At 39.1% G+C, this 16546-nt stretch carries 19 protein-coding genes and 1 other annotated feature; of the genes, 9 read left to right on the top strand and 10 right to left on the bottom strand.

Translation table 11 applies throughout. From position 1 onward, the window contains the following. Window positions 1–104 precede the first annotated feature (104 nt). Window positions 105–1622: a BCCT family transporter gene (locus AC0VYV_RS04785; RefSeq protein WP_475374501.1), complete on the bottom strand. Its 1518-nt coding sequence runs from the start codon at window positions 1620–1622 to the stop codon at window positions 105–107. A gap of 377 nt (window positions 1623–1999) precedes the next feature. Between AC0VYV_RS04785 and AC0VYV_RS04780 the strand changes: the two genes are divergently transcribed. Together AC0VYV_RS04780 and AC0VYV_RS04775 are read left to right on the top strand one after the other, a co-directional pair. Further along, window positions 2000–2203 (top strand): hypothetical protein, encoded by a 204-nt coding sequence (locus AC0VYV_RS04780; RefSeq protein ID WP_430243679.1) that lies wholly within the window; start codon window positions 2000–2002, stop codon window positions 2201–2203. 6 nt (window positions 2204–2209) lie between these two features. After that, window positions 2210–2842, top strand: a complete 633-nt coding sequence (locus tag AC0VYV_RS04775) for an STAS domain-containing protein (protein ID WP_475369040.1) — start codon at window positions 2210–2212, stop codon at window positions 2840–2842. A 209-nt stretch (window positions 2843–3051) separates the two neighbouring features. Here AC0VYV_RS04775 and AC0VYV_RS04770 read toward each other — a convergent pair whose 3' ends face one another. Both AC0VYV_RS04770 and AC0VYV_RS04765 read right to left on the bottom strand, forming a co-directional pair. Next, window positions 3052–5478, bottom strand: coding sequence for an EAL domain-containing protein (locus AC0VYV_RS04770; protein WP_475374500.1), 2427 nt, complete (start codon window positions 5476–5478; stop codon window positions 3052–3054). 86 nt (window positions 5479–5564) lie between these two features. Next, entirely contained in the window at window positions 5565–6563 is a 999-nt protein-coding gene (locus AC0VYV_RS04765; protein ID WP_475368503.1) for a tryptophan--tRNA ligase, read from the bottom strand. Window positions 6564–6609: 46 nt separating this feature from the next. Further along, window positions 6610–6856, bottom strand: a binding site (T-box leader). A gap of 163 nt (window positions 6857–7019) precedes the next feature. On the opposite strand from AC0VYV_RS04765, the gene desB reads away from it, so the two are divergent. Then, entirely contained in the window at window positions 7020–8072 is a 1053-nt protein-coding gene (desB, locus tag AC0VYV_RS04760; protein ID WP_475368502.1) for a Delta(10) desaturase DesB, read from the top strand. Window positions 8073–8202: 130 nt separating this feature from the next. On the opposite strand, the gene AC0VYV_RS04755 is transcribed toward desB, so the two are convergent. Then, window positions 8203–8298, bottom strand: coding sequence for a YjcZ family sporulation protein (locus AC0VYV_RS04755; RefSeq protein WP_142329528.1), 96 nt, complete (start codon window positions 8296–8298; stop codon window positions 8203–8205). Between the two features lie 267 nt (window positions 8299–8565). On the opposite strand from AC0VYV_RS04755, the gene AC0VYV_RS04750 reads away from it, so the two are divergent. Genes AC0VYV_RS04750 through arsC form a run of 3 tightly spaced genes read left to right on the top strand, consistent with a single transcriptional unit; the run spans window position 8566 to window position 10666 of the window. After that, window positions 8566–8910: an ArsR/SmtB family transcription factor gene (locus tag AC0VYV_RS04750; RefSeq protein ID WP_430243686.1), complete on the top strand. Its 345-nt coding sequence runs from the start codon at window positions 8566–8568 to the stop codon at window positions 8908–8910. A 13-nt stretch (window positions 8911–8923) separates the two neighbouring features. Beyond that, complete coding sequence (locus tag AC0VYV_RS04745; RefSeq protein ID WP_475366696.1) at window positions 8924–10216, top strand: arsenic transporter; 1293 nt, start codon at window positions 8924–8926, stop codon at window positions 10214–10216. A 27-nt stretch (window positions 10217–10243) separates the two neighbouring features. Next, the gene (arsC, locus tag AC0VYV_RS04740) at window positions 10244–10666 is read left to right on the top strand and encodes an arsenate reductase (thioredoxin) (RefSeq protein WP_475366695.1); all 423 of its coding nucleotides are present in this window, start codon (window positions 10244–10246) and stop codon (window positions 10664–10666) included. Window positions 10667–10820: 154 nt separating this feature from the next. Here arsC and AC0VYV_RS04735 read toward each other — a convergent pair whose 3' ends face one another. Continuing rightward, a complete protein-coding gene (locus tag AC0VYV_RS04735) occupies window positions 10821–11105 on the bottom strand; it encodes a putative quinol monooxygenase (RefSeq protein ID WP_430243690.1) in 285 nt (94 codons plus the stop codon). A 79-nt stretch (window positions 11106–11184) separates the two neighbouring features. Then, window positions 11185–11481 (bottom strand): hypothetical protein, encoded by a 297-nt coding sequence (locus AC0VYV_RS04730; protein ID WP_430243692.1) that lies wholly within the window; start codon window positions 11479–11481, stop codon window positions 11185–11187. Window positions 11482–11661: 180 nt separating this feature from the next. Here AC0VYV_RS04730 and AC0VYV_RS04725 point away from each other — a divergent pair, with 180 nt between their 5' ends. Beyond that, window positions 11662–11961: an MTH1187 family thiamine-binding protein gene (locus AC0VYV_RS04725; protein ID WP_226616259.1), complete on the top strand. Its 300-nt coding sequence runs from the start codon at window positions 11662–11664 to the stop codon at window positions 11959–11961. Window positions 11962–12005: 44 nt separating this feature from the next. Here the strand turns inward: AC0VYV_RS04725 and AC0VYV_RS04720 are convergent, their stop codons facing one another. From AC0VYV_RS04720 to AC0VYV_RS04710, 3 genes are all read right to left on the bottom strand, one after another. Next, entirely contained in the window at window positions 12006–13133 is a 1128-nt protein-coding gene (locus AC0VYV_RS04720; protein WP_475374499.1) for a M14 family metallopeptidase, read from the bottom strand. Window positions 13134–13306: 173 nt separating this feature from the next. After that, the gene (locus AC0VYV_RS04715) at window positions 13307–13477 is read right to left on the bottom strand and encodes a hypothetical protein (protein WP_430243696.1); all 171 of its coding nucleotides are present in this window, start codon (window positions 13475–13477) and stop codon (window positions 13307–13309) included. 85 nt (window positions 13478–13562) lie between these two features. After that, entirely contained in the window at window positions 13563–14765 is a 1203-nt protein-coding gene (locus tag AC0VYV_RS04710; RefSeq protein ID WP_430243697.1) for an MFS transporter, read from the bottom strand. A gap of 260 nt (window positions 14766–15025) precedes the next feature. Between AC0VYV_RS04710 and spxA the strand changes: the two genes are divergently transcribed. After that, window positions 15026–15421 (top strand): transcriptional regulator SpxA, encoded by a 396-nt coding sequence (gene spxA / locus AC0VYV_RS04705; RefSeq protein ID WP_194220443.1) that lies wholly within the window; start codon window positions 15026–15028, stop codon window positions 15419–15421. Between the two features lie 69 nt (window positions 15422–15490). Here spxA and lspA read toward each other — a convergent pair whose 3' ends face one another. After that, window positions 15491–15952 carry a signal peptidase II gene (gene lspA, locus AC0VYV_RS04700; protein ID WP_475374878.1) on the bottom strand — a complete coding sequence of 154 codons (462 nt, stop codon included), beginning with the start codon at window positions 15950–15952 and terminating at the stop codon, window positions 15491–15493. A 165-nt stretch (window positions 15953–16117) separates the two neighbouring features. Between lspA and AC0VYV_RS04695 the strand changes: the two genes are divergently transcribed. Beyond that, window positions 16118–16534 (top strand): universal stress protein, encoded by a 417-nt coding sequence (locus AC0VYV_RS04695; RefSeq protein WP_475366693.1) that lies wholly within the window; start codon window positions 16118–16120, stop codon window positions 16532–16534. Window positions 16535–16546 lie beyond the last annotated feature (12 nt).

Below are 16546 nucleotides of genomic sequence, written 5' to 3'. Positions count from 1 at the left end.
ATACGAACAATCTGACTTACTGTGTTCCTAATTCCCGATCCAATGACTTGATCCCTGCAAAAAAAAGCTGTGCACCCTCATCAGGTACACAGCTCTTCATCCAATTACACTGCTTTTTGTTGCATCTTTTCTCGTTTTCTCTTTGATAATACTTCCTTGCTTGCTGCCTTAAAGAAGGAATACCCCATGAGGAGAACGACGATGGAAAATGGCAATGCCGCAAGAATAAGCATGTTTTGCAATCCTTGTGTTCCACCGAAGTACACAATAATGGCAGCCATACTGGAAAGAGTTAAACCCCAGACAATCTTAATCATCGCGGATGGGTTTAATGAACCCGTCGTACTGAGCATTCCTAATACAAACGTTGCTGAATCAGCTGATGTAATAAAGAAAATGGCAATCACGAAAATCGTGATAAAGGACATTAGCGTGCCAAGAGGATACTCTTGTAAAACCGCAAATGTTGCCGTCTCAATCGAATAATCCGAAATCGTTGCAATTCCACTCTGCTGAAGATCGAGCGCTGAGACTCCAAACACCGCAAAGAAAATAAAACAGACAATAGATGGAACAAATAAAACCCCAAGCATAAACTCTTTTATCGTTCGACCTCTTGAAATTCTTGCAATAAATATCCCCACAAATGGAGACCAAGAAATCCACCATGCCCAGTAGAAAATCGTCCAGCTATCGACCCAAGAACGTTGATCATTGTTGATCGGCTCAATGTGTAAACTCATATCGAAAAAGTTTGAGATATAACCGCCTAAGGAGCCCGTAAACATGTTCATAATGTAGAGCGTTGGCCCTACAATAAGGAGGAGAATCATAAGCGCAAATCCAAGTATCATATTAATGTTACTCAAATATTTGATTCCTCTTTTTAATCCCGACCATGCAGAGGCAATAAATAGTGCTGTTGAAATAACGAGAATAAGCAACTGTACAGAGAAGTTTGCTGGTGTGTTAAACAAGAATTTAAGACCCTGATTAATTTGGGCAGATCCGAATCCTAGTGTAGCTGCAACGCCTACTACCGTTGCGACAACAGCAAGAGTATCGATCATATACCCTAGCGTCCCCTGCATCCTCTTTTCTCCAAACAAAGGGGTTAACGTAGCGCTAATCAATCCAGGATATCCTTTATGAAACTTAAAATAAGCTAGCACGAGAGCAACGAGCGCGTAGACAGCCCATGCGTGTACACCCCAGTGAAAAAAAGAAAACTGTAGAGATTCCTCAATAGCTCGTTCTGTTCCTAATTCACCACTCGGGCTGCTTTTGAAGGCGTGAGAAATTGGTTCTGCGGTTGTCCAAAACACCATGCCCATTCCCATTCCTGCACTAAACAACATAGCAAACCAAGTTGGCAAGCTGAACTCTGGCTTGTCGTCTTTTCCACCAAGCTTAATGTCTTTAAATCTAGAGAAAATCAAATAAATACAGAAGATTAGAATAGCCACAACAATCAGAAGATAGTACCATCCAAATCGACTAGATATGTAAGTAGTTGCGGTAGATGTTACCTCCTGTAAATGCTCAGGCAAAATCGCTCCCCACAAAACAACGAGCAAACATACAATGAGACTATACCAAAAAACTAATGTAGCATTTTTCATTAACTCACCTCTCGTACTGATATTTTCTATGTAAAAATCCCTATCCTACTAGAAAACTAAACGCTTTACCATTATTGATCGAAACATTTAAAAAGGAGAATGAGACAATCCACACTTTTATCTATCTATTTAGGGTAGTGTCTTTTCTGCAGTTTCAATGTCCCAATTTTACTGATACCCTAATCATCAAAATCTAATCCAGAAATTGTGAAATGAATGAAAATTTATTTCATAACTTCTCTTCTTACTCCTCTACCGTTAGTAATCATTCGACTTCCAATCATATTTCATAGTGATTTTTCTATCTATCAGCTTAATGATAAGATAGTATAGAAATATAAGATTTGTTTAGATGAATTAGAAACGAGGTGTATGATATGATTCATTCTAATATCCCTACCTATACTTCCATTGAAGATGCATCTCAAGATGTCTTAGAGGTTATTAGTAAATTCGTAGGCGTAAATACATTTTTTGTAGCCAAAAACGATAAGACAGATGTAGATATTATTTCTTCATTCAATCGTGATGAAATTATCCTGGAGTCAGGTTTTGAAACCTTATATCGCGATTCCTACTGACAATTCATCGTAAAAGGCGGTCGTGAACCCCTTATTATTGATGATTTGGCAGCCCATGATTCAACAAAAAATATGGAAGTTACCAAAAATCTCGGTGGTGGCTCATTAATTGGTGTACCTATTTATTATCGTAACGGTGATAACTACGGTACTTTATGTGGACTTGATCTTAAACCATTTCATTACAATGAAGATCACGTTGATTTATTTAAAGCGATGGCTAACCTTCTTGGAAATGTCCTTGAATTAGAAAGGGCAAATACTGAGATCGAATCACTATCTGTGCCTATTGTTCCCATTTCAGAAGAAGTAGCCATTCTTCCGATCATTGGAGACGTTAATGAAATTCGAACAGAACGATTAATGGAACGTGCTCTCGCTGAAAGTGCAAAGAACAACCTTGATTATCTCATTTTCGATTTATCAGGACTTGTTAATATTCACAGCCAAAGTGCGACCAATCTTCTTAAAATAGGAGATTCTCTTAAACTTGTTGGAGTTCAAATGATCGTAACAGGTATTCGTCCGGATCTAGCTATAAAAGCGGTTCAAGCCTCAAGTGACTTTGACCAAATTGTTGTAAAATCAAATCTTCAACAGGCTTTGCATTGGATCGGATACAGCTTAATTAAAAAATAAAAAACAAAGACTGCCAGTTGGTAGTCTTTGTTTTTTATGTTGAATTTCTTGAATAAGAAACTTCTTCTATCGTTGTAAACATCCTGCTGCATACATTTTGGACATGTTCGAATGACTCTTCATTATTATAAAACCCATATCAAAAGAATTGAAAACCAATCGCCTGAACCAAGAATCGAGAATCCACAGCATAAGGTAAAATAAAACGATTAAGCTGGTGATGGTTCCAAGTTCAAATAAGTATCTTCAATTTGTTGAGGGGGAACCGGCTTGCTGTAGTAATAGCCTTGAATACTATCACACCCTTTTGATGATAGAAAATCAGCTTGTTCAATCGTTTCTACCCCTTCTGCAATGACGTGTAGTTTTAATTGCTTGCTCATGGCAATAATCGCACTCGTAATTTGGTCGGACTTCACATTTTGTGTTAACTCATCAATAAAGGATTTATCAATTTTCACCTGATTGATCGAAAAGTCTTTGAGATAGCTTAACGAACTATGACCTGTACCAAAGTCATCAATAGAAATACTCACCCCGAGTTCTCTAAGAGAAGTAATCATCCACGATGAGCGAGTAGAGTTTTCCATTGTCATACTCTCTGTCACCTCAAGCTCTAACAATGCTGGATCAAGAGAATACTTGGTTAGCGTTTCTTTAATCGTTGTAATTAGTTCATCACTCTGAAATTGCTTAGCAGAAAGATTCACTGAAACACGAAGAGGATAACCGCTCTCACACCATTTCTTCGCCTGTTCACAAGCCATATCAAGCACTTGACGGCCGAGTTCAACGATAAGACCTGTCTCTTCCGCTAGTGAAATGAAATCGCCTGGGTAGCGGAGTTCTTCCTTTCCTGCTTTCCAGCGAACGAGGGCTTCAACTCCTGACAGTGAACCATCAGTGCATTTCACCTGAGGTTGATAATGTAGAATAAATTCTTTGTTGATAAGTCCCGCTCGAAGCGAACTTTCTTCTATTAATCTCAATTCACTTTTTTGTCCCATGGATGCCGAGTAGAATTGATATTTCTTGCGATTACGTCCTTTTGCAGAATACATCGCAATATCGGCATGCTTCATCAATGATTCAACGTTTGTTCCGTCACCAGGTGCTGCTGCTATGCCAATACTTACCGAAGTGGACAGCTCGTGGCCACTAACCTGAAATGGCTTCTCAAATGCTTCAATAATTTGATTCGCAAGCTCATCAGGATAAATGTGCTTAAATCCGTCGAGGACAATCACAAATTCATCCCCTCCAAGGCGTGCGAGAAAACCAAATGGGTCCACGCATTCTTGCAGACGCACGGAAACTGCGCATAGAAAAAGATCACCTGTGTTATGACCAAGAGCATCATTAATAACTTTAAAACGATCAAGATCGAGCATCATAACAGCAAGATCTGCTGGTTCATCTACTTTCCTAAGGCAGTTCTCTAGGTATTCAACAAATGAGCGACGATTTGGTAATGACGTTAAGGCATCAAAATAAGCCATTTGATGGTTTTTTTGCTCTGCTGCTCTTTGCTTCGTTATATCTTTTGTAATAGCATAGATCCGATCAAGACGATCATTTAAATAAATGGGAACGAACGTCACATTTAAATCGTTTATCCCTCCGTCAAACGTAAAGACCTTCGTATTGAAACTGACAGCCTGCCTTGTGTCATGCACCGAAAGAAAATAGTGACTCACTCTCTCTAATTCTTCACTTTCGAAAAAATCCATTGGATTTACATGACTTAATTCATCTTTTTTCACACGGAATAGTTTTTCACCTGCCGGATTGAGCGAACGGATTTTTCCATCTACTGTCAAAGTGAGGATCGCATCAATGCTATATGTAAGCAGTGATCGTAAACGATAGTCATTACCCTTCATCTCAATTGACTGCTTAATCAATTTCCGTTCAGTCACAACACCAAAAATCAAAATCGTTTGAACGCACAACGTACCGACGGCAATAGCAATGGAAAGAGCGGACGTGTCTAATCCTTCTACAACTGGTTGATGATGTACTTTAGACATATAGAAGGTCGCAGCTTCAAGTCCAACGTAATGCATCCCCGCAATAGCAATTCCCATGATTCCCGCACTGCCTATCTTTAGTAAAATTAAGTGACGGTATTTTTGGGATCTAGAAAGGGTAAAGGCTAGTTTTAGCGCTGTAAATGAAGCACACATAGCGATAAGTGTTGAAAGAACGAGCAACCAATCATTGTAAACGATCTTAACATTTTCCATCGCTTCCATACCTATATAATGCATAGCGATAATAGCCCCAGACATAAAGATCGTTCCAACAACTAACCTTTTAATCGTTAGCTCCTTCCCTCCAACTGCGACAAGAGCAATGAAAGATCCAAAGAAAGACGCGCAAGTAGATAGAGCAACAAGGGGAACATCATAGGTCATTGGCATCGACATTGAAAAAGCAAGCATGCCTATAAAGTGCATCGACCATATTCCAACTCCCATTGCGCCAGCCCCACCAATGACCCATACCCATTTGCGAATCCCTTTCGAATAAGAAACTCTACCTGCGAGATCTAGCGCACTATATGAAGCAAAGACCGCGATGACTACTGACAGTAAGACGATCCACCAATTATATTCTCCTATCATTTCAATCATAGTGTTGTGCCTCCGAAGTTATCATAAGAAATCTATATATGATCTTTATCGGCATATAGGAACAATACGTTAAGTTTTCTAGCTTGCTATCGTCGAATGCCTAGCTTGCTTTTCACATCTTTCAAGAACGGCTGCGCTTTAGCTCTTGCTTTCCTTGCTCCCTCTTCAAGAATTTGGTCAAGCTCATCTCTATGAGCCATATAGTAACGGTACTTCTCTCGAGGTTCAGCTAAGAAATCATCCATAACATGAAAAAGTTCTTTTTTCGCTTCTCCCCATCCGATCCCTTCTTTGAATTTTTTCCTCATTTCAATCGTTTCGGCATCACTAGCAAATTCTTTATAAAGTGCAAATACCGTTGATGTATCCGGATCCTTTGGTTCTGTTGGGTCAGAAGAATCCGTTGTAATACGATTAACTAACTTTTTAAGCTTATCTGGCTCTTCAAACAATGAAATCGTATTGTGATAGCTTTTACTCATTTTCCTACCATCAAGCCCAGGAAGTACGGACGTGTTTTTATCGACAATATAGCTTGGCAACGTGAACGTTTCTCCAAATTGAAAATTAAAAGCAGCGGCTATATCCCTTGCGATTTCCACATGCTGAATCTGGTCTTTGCCTACAGGGACGAAATCGGTTTGAAACATTAGAATATCAGACGCCATTAAAATGGGATAAGTGAATAACCCCATATTCACCCCTTCATCCTCTTCGCGATCTCCCTCACGATTTTTCTCCACAATTGCTTTGTAGGCATGCGCCCGATTCATTAATCCTTTAGGGCTAAAACAAGCCAAAATCCACGATAATTCAAAGATTTCTGGTACATCCGATTGACGATAGAGAATCACCTTTGTTGGATCAAGTCCAAGTGCAAGCCACGTAGCTGCAATCCCGTACGATAATTCTTCCATCTGCTGCTGATCTCGAATTTTCGTCAATCCGTGGTAATCTGCGACAAAATAAACAGGGTCAAGTTCCTCATTCATCGCTTGTTTTAAAGCTGGTTTAATCGCTCCAATGTAATTGCCTAAATGAACTCTTCCAGTCGGCTTAATACCTGTTAAGATCGTCTTTTTCATATGTCCCTCCATCATTTTAGACAACACAAAAAGCCCCTCATCCTCTAAAAAGGACGAGAGACCCGTGGTGCCACCTTTATTCGTTTACAAACGTAAACGCGCTTACCCCTTACAGAATGAAACCTATTTCAATAAGGTGTCTCTTGTATCGGTAAGACGTTCCGCCGAATCCTACTTTACTGTTCAGTTCGGTAGCTCAGAAGCCCATTCATCTGTTGCGCACACTGGTTTTCACCTACCACCAGCTCTCTAAAGTGCCGCTCAAGACTACTCTTCTTCTTCATTGCCTAGTTATTTTTTCTTATTCTATCGTGACGCTTATTTGAAATCAATACATTTCCTGATTTTCATTTGAATATTTCTTCTTACTCAGGTACATGATTGACTTATATGCTTATTTCTACACTTAAATAACAGTTGCTCTATAGCATTCTCGCATTTCGAAAGGAGATTATGATGAACGATCTACACTCATTCAGCTGGTATGCTGCTCGGATTAAGAAACACCTTCCACCTGAAGCTTTTAAGCCTGTTCCAGTACGACTCTTCGGGGGATTTACATATCTCGTCATCACATTGACCTGTTTCTTAATCATTGCCTCCAATCCTTTACCTACCCTCATAGCACTTGTCTTTTCATTTATGATAGGCGCTTGCTTTGCCGGACTTGGTTTTCTTGGCCATGAAATTCTACATGGAACAGTTGTAAGAAATGCCTTGCTACGTGATATTCTAGGCGCGATTGCGTTTTGGCCATTAAGTACTGGCCCAAAACTTTGGAGAAAATGGCACAACCTAAATCACCATGTACATACTCAGCATGATGCTAATGATCCAGATGCATGGCCAACCCTAGAACGTATTTCGAGAATGAAAATGTTCAAATGGATTTACGGACTCCCGTTATTTATCCGTTCGTTCTTTGCTTTTATTTCATTAACGGTTCAATTTACCGCCCATTCGATTAAAATGTTTTTTACTTATGTAAAAGAATTTGCGCCAAAAAAGCAACGTGACGTTTTTCTACAAATGATTTTGCCCTGGGTAACATGGATCAGTCTTATCTTCGTGATCGGAATAAGGAATTGGATATTTGCTTATTTCATTCCACTTCTCATCGCAAACTTTATCGTAATGGCTTATATCTCAACAAATCACAGATTAAATCCATTAACACCTATCAATGATCCGCTTGCGAACAGTCTCACCGTTACAGTACCAAAAATAGTGGACATCCTACATTTCAACTTCTCGTATCACACAGAGCATCATCTGTTTCCAGGGATGAATCCGAAATATTATCCACTTGTGAAAGAGCATATTAAAACAATGTGGCCAGAACGATACCACGAGATGCCAATGACAAGAGCCCTAATCACTCTCTGGCATACGCCTCGAGTTTATCATGAACAGACAAATTTAATTGATCCCAGAACGAGTGAGACATACGGTTCATTAGGTAACAAGCTATACCCAAAATCCATACTCCAAAAAAAGACAACAGATTGAAGGAGCTTGTTCAATCTTTCTATACAAGAAAAGGCTGATTTAAAGGTAATCAGCCTTCTTGCGCATTTATTATTCAACCCGTGCTCCTTCAACAGGAATTCCCTGCTGAATACAGCTTATGTTCCGAGAATTAGTAGCCTCCTCCAACAAAAGCTGCACCTACGATGATAAGGAGAATAAACAGCACTACAATTAGAGCAAACCCACTGCCGTAACCGTATCCCATGGAGTATGACCTCCTTTCCATCTTGGATTACTTCATACTATGCAGCTTCCTATTGAATGGATGGGCATTCGTTTAGTTTTATCGTTACTTTTCTAACCATATTGTTAAGCATAAGGCAGTTGCCTACAAGAAAGAATGCTAATCGAACAAGAATTTCGAAGCAACGTTTACCAATGACTCTTGCTCCGTTTTCTAAATTTCTCAACATTTTAAATCTGCTTGATTATATAAGTATATGCTTATATAATGATTTGTGGAGGTGAAGAAATGGAGAACACTATGATTGAAATCGATCAGGCTGCTTCTGTCCTTAAATTACTTGGCGATAAAACGCGTTTAACGATAGTGGGCCTTTTAAAAGATGGTGAATGCTGCGTCTGTGAGTTTGTAGAAGTATTGCAAATGAGCCAACCTTCTATCAGTCAGCACCTAAGAAAATTGAGAGACTCTGGTTTAGTGAAAGAACGCAAAAAGGGCCAATGGGTATTCTATTCATTAAATGCAGATCATGAAGCCTTTTTAGTGATTCAGAGTATTTTAACCTTCATTCCTGACCAAAAGGATAAACTTTACGAACTAGAAAAAAAAGGACTACGCATTTGTTGCGATTAATGGAGGTATTAGATTGACAGTCACACTCGCTATTCTTATTTTCATACTTACGTTAGTACTCGTTATTTGGCAACCTAAGAACCTGGGTATTGGCTGGTCTGCGTGTGGCGGCGCATTGCTTGCTTTATTAGTCGGTGTGGTAGATTTTCAAGATGTCATCACCGTAACTGGGATTGTATGGAATGCTACCTTTGCTTTTATTGCCATCATTCTCATCTCTCTTATTCTTGATGAGATTGGATTCTTTGAATGGGCGGCGCTTCACATGGCACGGATCGCCAAAGGAAACGGACTTCGCATGTTCATTTACGTTTCGTTACTCGGAGCAGTCGTTGCCGCTTTATTTGCAAATGACGGAGCTGCCCTTATTCTCACGCCAATTGTTCTTGCGATGGTACGGAACTTGAACTTTAAGGAAAAAATGATTTTCCCATTCATCATGGCAAGTGGGTTTATTGCCGATACAACCTCACTTCCACTTGTTGTGAGTAACCTTGTGAACATCGTTTCCGCTGACTTCTTTGATATCGGATTCGTTGAGTATGCATCACGTATGATTGTGCCAAACTTATTTTCCTTAGGCGCAAGTATCCTTGTCCTTTATCTGTTCTTCCGAAAAGACATTCCTGGAAATTACGACGTTAACCAGCTTCGCGTTCCACATGAAGCAATTAAAGACAGCAGAATGTTTAGGCTCTCCTGGTTTGTCCTTGCGATTCTACTTGTCGGTTATTTCTCCAGTGAATTTATCGGAGTTCCTGTATCGATTATCGCAGGAATCGTCGCGATCTTCTTTCTACTAATGGCGAGACGCAGTAAAGCGGTTGAAACGATGAACGTCATCAAAGGGGCCCCATGGGCGATTGTTTTCTTCTCAATCGGAATGTATGTGGTCGTTTATGGCCTTCGTAACCAGGGACTAACAGATATTCTTGCAAATGTCATCCAATCAGTAGCAGATCAAGGTTTGCTCGTAGGAACCGTTTCGATGGGCTTCATCGCTGCAATCCTGTCCTCAATTATGAATAACATGCCAACTGTTATGATTGATGCACTAGCGATCGAAGCGACTTCAACGACCGGTACAATGCGCGAAGCCCTTATTTACGCGAATATTATTGGATCTGATTTAGGTCCAAAGATTACGCCAATTGGGTCTCTTGCAACACTATTATGGCTCCACGTTCTCTCCCAAAAGGGCGTCAAAATATCGTGGGGATACTACTTTAAAATTGGTGTTATTTTAACAGTACCAACTCTACTCATTACATTACTTGGCCTTTACTTCTGGCTACTAATCATCTAAATTTTAATTTAAAAAGGAGAACAATATATGTCTAACAAAAAATCAATTTATTTCTTATGTACAGGTAATTCATGCAGAAGCCAAATGGCTGAAGGATTCGGTAAAAAACACTTAGGTGATGAATACGATGTTTATTCTGCGGGGATTGAAGCCCATGGCCTCAACCCTAATGCTGTTAAAGCAATGAAAGAGTCCGATATTGATATTTCCGCCCAAACTTCCGACATGATTGATATGGATCTTTTAAACAATGCGGATCTTGTAGTTACGCTTTGTGGAGATGCGAATGATAAATGCCCGAGAACACCAGCGCATGTAAAGCGTGAACATTGGGGATTTGATGACCCAGCTAAAGCAGAAGGCACAGAAGAAGAAAAATGGGCTTTCTTCCAGCGAGTACGTGATGAAATCGAAGAACGTATCGCACGGTTTGCAAAAGAAGGACGTTAATTTATTAGAAAAGCACCTCGGATCCCGAATCCGAGGTGCTTTTCTAATGCTATTATTTTTGGCTCATTCAGCGATTTTCGTCATTATTCCCACGAAAAACAAACTATATCCCCGATATCTCAGTTATTTCCGCGGAAATGAAACGGAAATGACTTTAAAGCTTTTTCATTTTATAAACTTCTCGGCTATCAATAAGGTCACCGATATCCTTGCGATACTTCTCATAATGCTCTGAGTTAATGTGCGTTTCAATCGCCTGTTGATTTTCCCACACTTCATAGATCACAAATGTTGTATCTTCTATAGATTGATGAACGTCATATTGAATATTACCTTCTTCATTCCTTGAACCTTTCAGAACTTCTTGAAGAACACTTAAGACATTCTCTTCTTTACCTGTTTTAGGCTTTAAAATCGCCGTAACCGCAATTTGTTCCATAAGTTTACTACCTCCAATGCTTATTTAAGAATAGGATAAGCATAGTAGCTTCAACTTATTATAGCAATTGATGTGCTTGTTATGAATTAGGGGCTGGCTTCAAGATAGTGCGCTGAAGTGGGACTCCCCCCATGGTGACGTTTCGTTCAATAAACAGATACTTCTTACCATCGATCTTAAACTTACGATTACCCAGGTACTCCACATCTTTTCCTTGCGCACTCAGTTCATTCTTAAGTGCCCTTACGTATTCATTGTAGTCGATATAGCGTTCATCCAGGTCAATCTGGATATGATTTTTCCGATAGCCCATTAACCAATTGAAGCCAGTTAAAGATGCAACAATAACTACCAACATAAGAAACAAGTTCATCATGCAGCATTCCTCCCGAGCTCTTTTCTATTTATACGAATGAGGGGTCTCTTTCGTTTCGTTTTTTTGAAAATAAAGGAAGTTTCATTAATTCTTTTTACATCGTATCCTTCTATTAACGTTTGGATTAGAGAAAATACGTCAATAGACTACTATGACCATAAGAGAAGGAGAGGATTAATTATGGCACTATTAGAAATCAGTGTAACACCTGTAGGGACAAGTCAAACGAGCATGAATCATTTTGTAACAGAAGCTGTAAAGTTAGCTGAGAAAGAAGGATTCACTTACCATATTGGACCAACCTCTACTGTCTTTGAAGGAAACGTCGATGAACTCTTTGAATTAGCAAGAGACATTCATACAAGTGCTCTAGGAAAAGGTACAGATCGTGTTATCACAAATATTAAGATTGAACAAAGAGAAGACCAGCCTCTTTCAATTGATGGTCAAGTGAATGAAGTTCGAAGTTCAATTGGGTAATAACAAAAAGGAGGGAGCGAATGATTCGCTCCCTCCTTTTATTTCTAACTTAGAATCTCTTCTTTCTTTAAAACTCCCTCTATTCCATGGCGTGCCTCATTGACAACTGATTCTCTCCATTCGGAATCATCCGGGTAAAACATCGCTTCGAATTCTCCTAGAATCCATTGAATATCATCAACTGATTCTGCCCCTTCAAAATACAAATGGTTTTCCAAAATAATCGTCGTAAATTCGTGAATTTCAGCCTGTTTATCTGTCCCAAACGTTCCGAACTCAAACAATGCCGACAGAAGATATGTTTCTGGAAATGCTTCTTCTTTTAATTTGTAGAAATGATTCGTAGAATCCCCTTTAACTTTTTCAGGAGTATACTTTTCGACGTTGTTAAGATTGTACGCTTCTTGTAACTCCTTCACGTCTCTTCCATCATTCTCTGAGATCACCATCGTTATTTCATTTGTTGGTCCGAGAGCTGTATGCCAATCCATGTGGACAACACCAGGATAAGTTCCTAACAACTTTTCTTGTATATCCTTCAAGAAAAGAGCTGATTCTTCAGCTGTTGAACCTCCGTAATAGACACCGCGCTCAAATTCAAATTGTCCCATTCCCTTTGCCTTTTTTAATCCTGCGTACCCTTCCTTTGCGAGACCTTTAATCAACTGTGCATATAGCTTGTGCTTCTCTGCTTGTAAGTCAGTGATTTTACCATCTGGAAGAAACAAGTCGCTTTCCTTAGCATAATTTTTATTCACGTCTCTACGAATAGAATTTTCGTCATAAAAGTAATTTCTGTTGAGATCAACATTATTTTCCGTAACCCGTCGGAAATGACGCATTCCCCACGGATTAAGGGCATGAATCAGGCAAATCCCAGTCGTTGAAGGATCGATTTGATCAAGATATTCTTCTACGAACATATGGATAACCGCTGCTCCAGCATACCCTTCTATCCCGTGTTCACCTGAAGTAAAGAATAAGACACGATCGTTTGATGTAAGGGCTTCAGAGGAAATCATATCGATTGTATTATCTTCTTCTTTCCCAATTGACTTTGTTGATAAGGTTGCGGAAGGCCATTTCTTTTGGATTTTATCAAGATGATTGCGAAATGTCTCGCGTGACTGTTCATAATTTTTAGCAAAATAGTGATCTGTTTGAAGTGTCATAACGAATAATCTCCTTTGCGTTCTATTGTACCGTTGCTAAATTGGTTATCTAACCTTTTCATACCACTATCCGTAATTATCAAACTTCTAAGAGTTCAAATACCCGGTAACTTTCTATCTTTCCATTAAGCAAGATACAAAAAAAGATGAAAACTCGTTTCAGAGTCTCCATCTTATTTGTTCTTCTCGTATTTTGATACTTGATGCGATTGTTCATATTCAGCAAGTTCTAATTCTAAACGCTTTTGTGTACGCTTTTTATCAACGTTGAGAAATAGTGCCGCTACCGCTATAAAGCCTATACTTAACATTAAAAACTGTAGTATTAATTCTAATGACATCATTCATTCCCTCTTTCTATTTTTCCATTTATTCCTTACTTTTTGCTTATCGTGTGGGGGTTATATATTTACCCTTTATTTCGCCACTCTAAACATCTGTATTGGTTTCAGGCTTAATGGAAACAAAGCAAAGAAAGATCGCAATTGCTGTTACACCTGCTGAAGCATAGAAAACAACTTCATGAGACTGCTTCATGAGCAATGCATAGATTGGTGGACCAGCCGCTACGCCAAGAAAGCGAGTCGAGCTATATAGAGATGTAATTGTTCCACGTTCTTCTTTTTTTACCCCTTCTGTGATGAGGGCATCAAGACAAGGTAGAGACATTCCAATTCCTACTCCACCCACAAATAAGATCAGTAACATCAACCAGAGTCGTTCTGTAAATGAAACGCTTAGTGTCGCTGCTGCCAGAATAAATAAACCAATGAAAATGCACCATTTCATCGTTTTCTTATTCTCACCGATACGTTTTCCCGTCACAAAAGAGGTTAATGAAAGAGCAACAAGTGGAATAGCAATAACCCCACCTTTTTTAACACCTACAATTTGAAATTCATTTTCCAAAAACCCGGCAAGATAGAATAGAATGCCAAAAAGAACAAACATTATCACACCGCCAATTGCAAAAATCGCCGTTAACCACTTTCCATCTTTTCGAAAAATATTTTTTAAGCATGACAAAAAACAGGAAAAAGTTTGTGGCTTCTCTTTTTTTTCTGGTGACTTAACAAGGAATATGACAAGTAATATTGAAATAAGTGAGAAAACAGGTATGGACAAGAAGGGCAAGTACCAGAGAAAGGATGCCAGAAGAGCTCCAAGAATGGGACTCAGCACCTTCCCGACTGTATTTGATGTTTCAATTAAGCCTAATCCCGCACTTACATCTTTATCATTTTTGAATAAATCTCCTACGAGAGGAAGAACAACTGGGGCTGCTCCAGAAGATCCAATCCCTTGAAGTACCCTTCCTATAAGAATCATGACGTATGGATTTTCTAGAGACCATGATGCCCAGCCTGTGACGAGCCCTCCAATCCCAGCGATAAACAAACTCGGGATGATCACTTTTTTTCTTCCGTATCGATCGGACAAATAACCGGCAATTGGAATTAATAAAATGGCTGCAATAGAATAAACCGTAATGATCATCGAAACCTTAAAGGATGTGATGCTGAGCTTCTTTTCAATTATAGGCAAGACTGGAATAAGCATTGAGTTCCCTAGCGTCATCACAAGTGGAATTGAAGCAAGTGATATCAAATCCCACTTCTTTTTATCATCCATGAGCATCCTCCAATAAAACTTAACTTCTTACGTAGTTTGCCTGCTCTCGTTAGCGGGTATACCTTAGTAAAAGCTGGCTATTATTATTAATCATTTAGAAGAAATTCCTGTTATTTAGATCGAATAACTTTGACCAAGAGGAATTTAACACATAGATAATCGTCGAAAATGTGTAACATAACTTACAGTCAGGCAACGACTTTTTTTAGTATACTTAACATGGAGATGAACCATGTAAAATCCATTTGGAGGTCAAACATATGATTACACTTTACACATCACCAAGCTGTACTTCGTGCAGAAAGGCAAAAGCGTGGCTGGAAGAGCACAACCTTCCTTATGAACAGCGCAACATGTTCGCAAAGCCGCTCACAGAAGATGAGATTAAAGCTATAATTCGTATGACTGAAAAAGGTACCGAAGAAATCATCTCAAAGCGTTCAAAAGCCTTTGATGCGCTTGATAAAGAGGTTGATGAGCTTACACTTCAGGAACTATACAGCTTAATTAAAGAAAATCCTGGCATTTTAAAACGCCCGATTTTACTTGATACAAAACGACTTCAAGTAGGCTTTCACGAGGACGAAATCAGAAGTTTTCTCCCTAGAAAAGTTCGAGCTTTTCAACTTGAACAAATCCTTCAAGAAGCAAAATAATAAATTGTCCCTTTAGAGTAAGCGAAACAAAAAGCGAGAGAGGTTTATCCTCTCTCGCTTTTTGTTTCGCTATTTCTCCTGATCATCAAATCCTTGAATCGTAAATTTCTTCATAAAATAAAGAACGAGGATTAAAATAAAGCCATATCTGATCTCAGTATCAGCAAGATTAAAAATCCCTTCGCTCCAGCTCACTTTCATAAAATCAATCACATAACCATATTGAATACGATCAATCAAGTTTCCAAGTCCACCACTAATGAGTAAGCCAAAAGCTAGCTGCACAGCAAAGCGTTTTGGGGTAGCACGTATGTATCCATAAATAAGAAGAAGTACGATACTCGCTTGTAGAAAAATTAATAAACCTGTGTATCCTTCTAACAATCCTCTTGTAGCTCCTGTATTGTAGTAAAGCTGAAAGGTTAAAAATCCATTGATCACGTCAATTTGTTCATTCAAGTTTAAGATCGAGTCAATCCATCGCTTAGTTACAAGATCCATAACAAGCAAAATGGTCACCATCGTGATCATCCGTTTCACCGTACCCACATCCTTTTTTACTCTTCAACCATTATCCTTTATGACCGCTTTCTCTGACAATCATTTCGTCTTTTATGCTTGATTGACACACTTCTATACAGGGTAAGGACTTATAGAACCTAGTAACAAGTCAATTACTCTGGAGGTTTTGTGATAATGTATCAACAGATTTTACTTGCATCGGATGGATCCACAGATTCAGTAAAAGCAGCTGAAAAGGCTTTTGAATTAGCAAGCTTAACAGGTGGACATGTTGAAATCGTTTATGTCATTGATGGTGAAACATCTAAGCACGATGCGTTACGTCATGCCGATTCCCCCGGTCTTGATATGGAGAGAAGAGAGAAACTAAGCTCCACAGAAGCAATTGCTGAAGAAACAAACGTTTCTTATGATGTGACTATTCTACATGGATCTCCTTCCACAACTCTTATTGATCATGCAAATGAAACAAAAAGTGATCTTGTAGTTATGGGCACAAGAGGACTTAATGTTCTTCAAGAAATGGTGATCGGCAGTGTAAGTCATCAAGTCATCCAAAAGGCAAGCTGCCCTGTACTTATTGTCAAATAATGAATGAAGCAG

It is taken from the genome of Anaerobacillus sp. QJM3NY_17, from assembly GCF_056173665.1.
The sequence above is the reverse complement of the archived record's forward strand: the minus strand, read 5'-3'. Positions and strand labels throughout refer to the sequence as shown.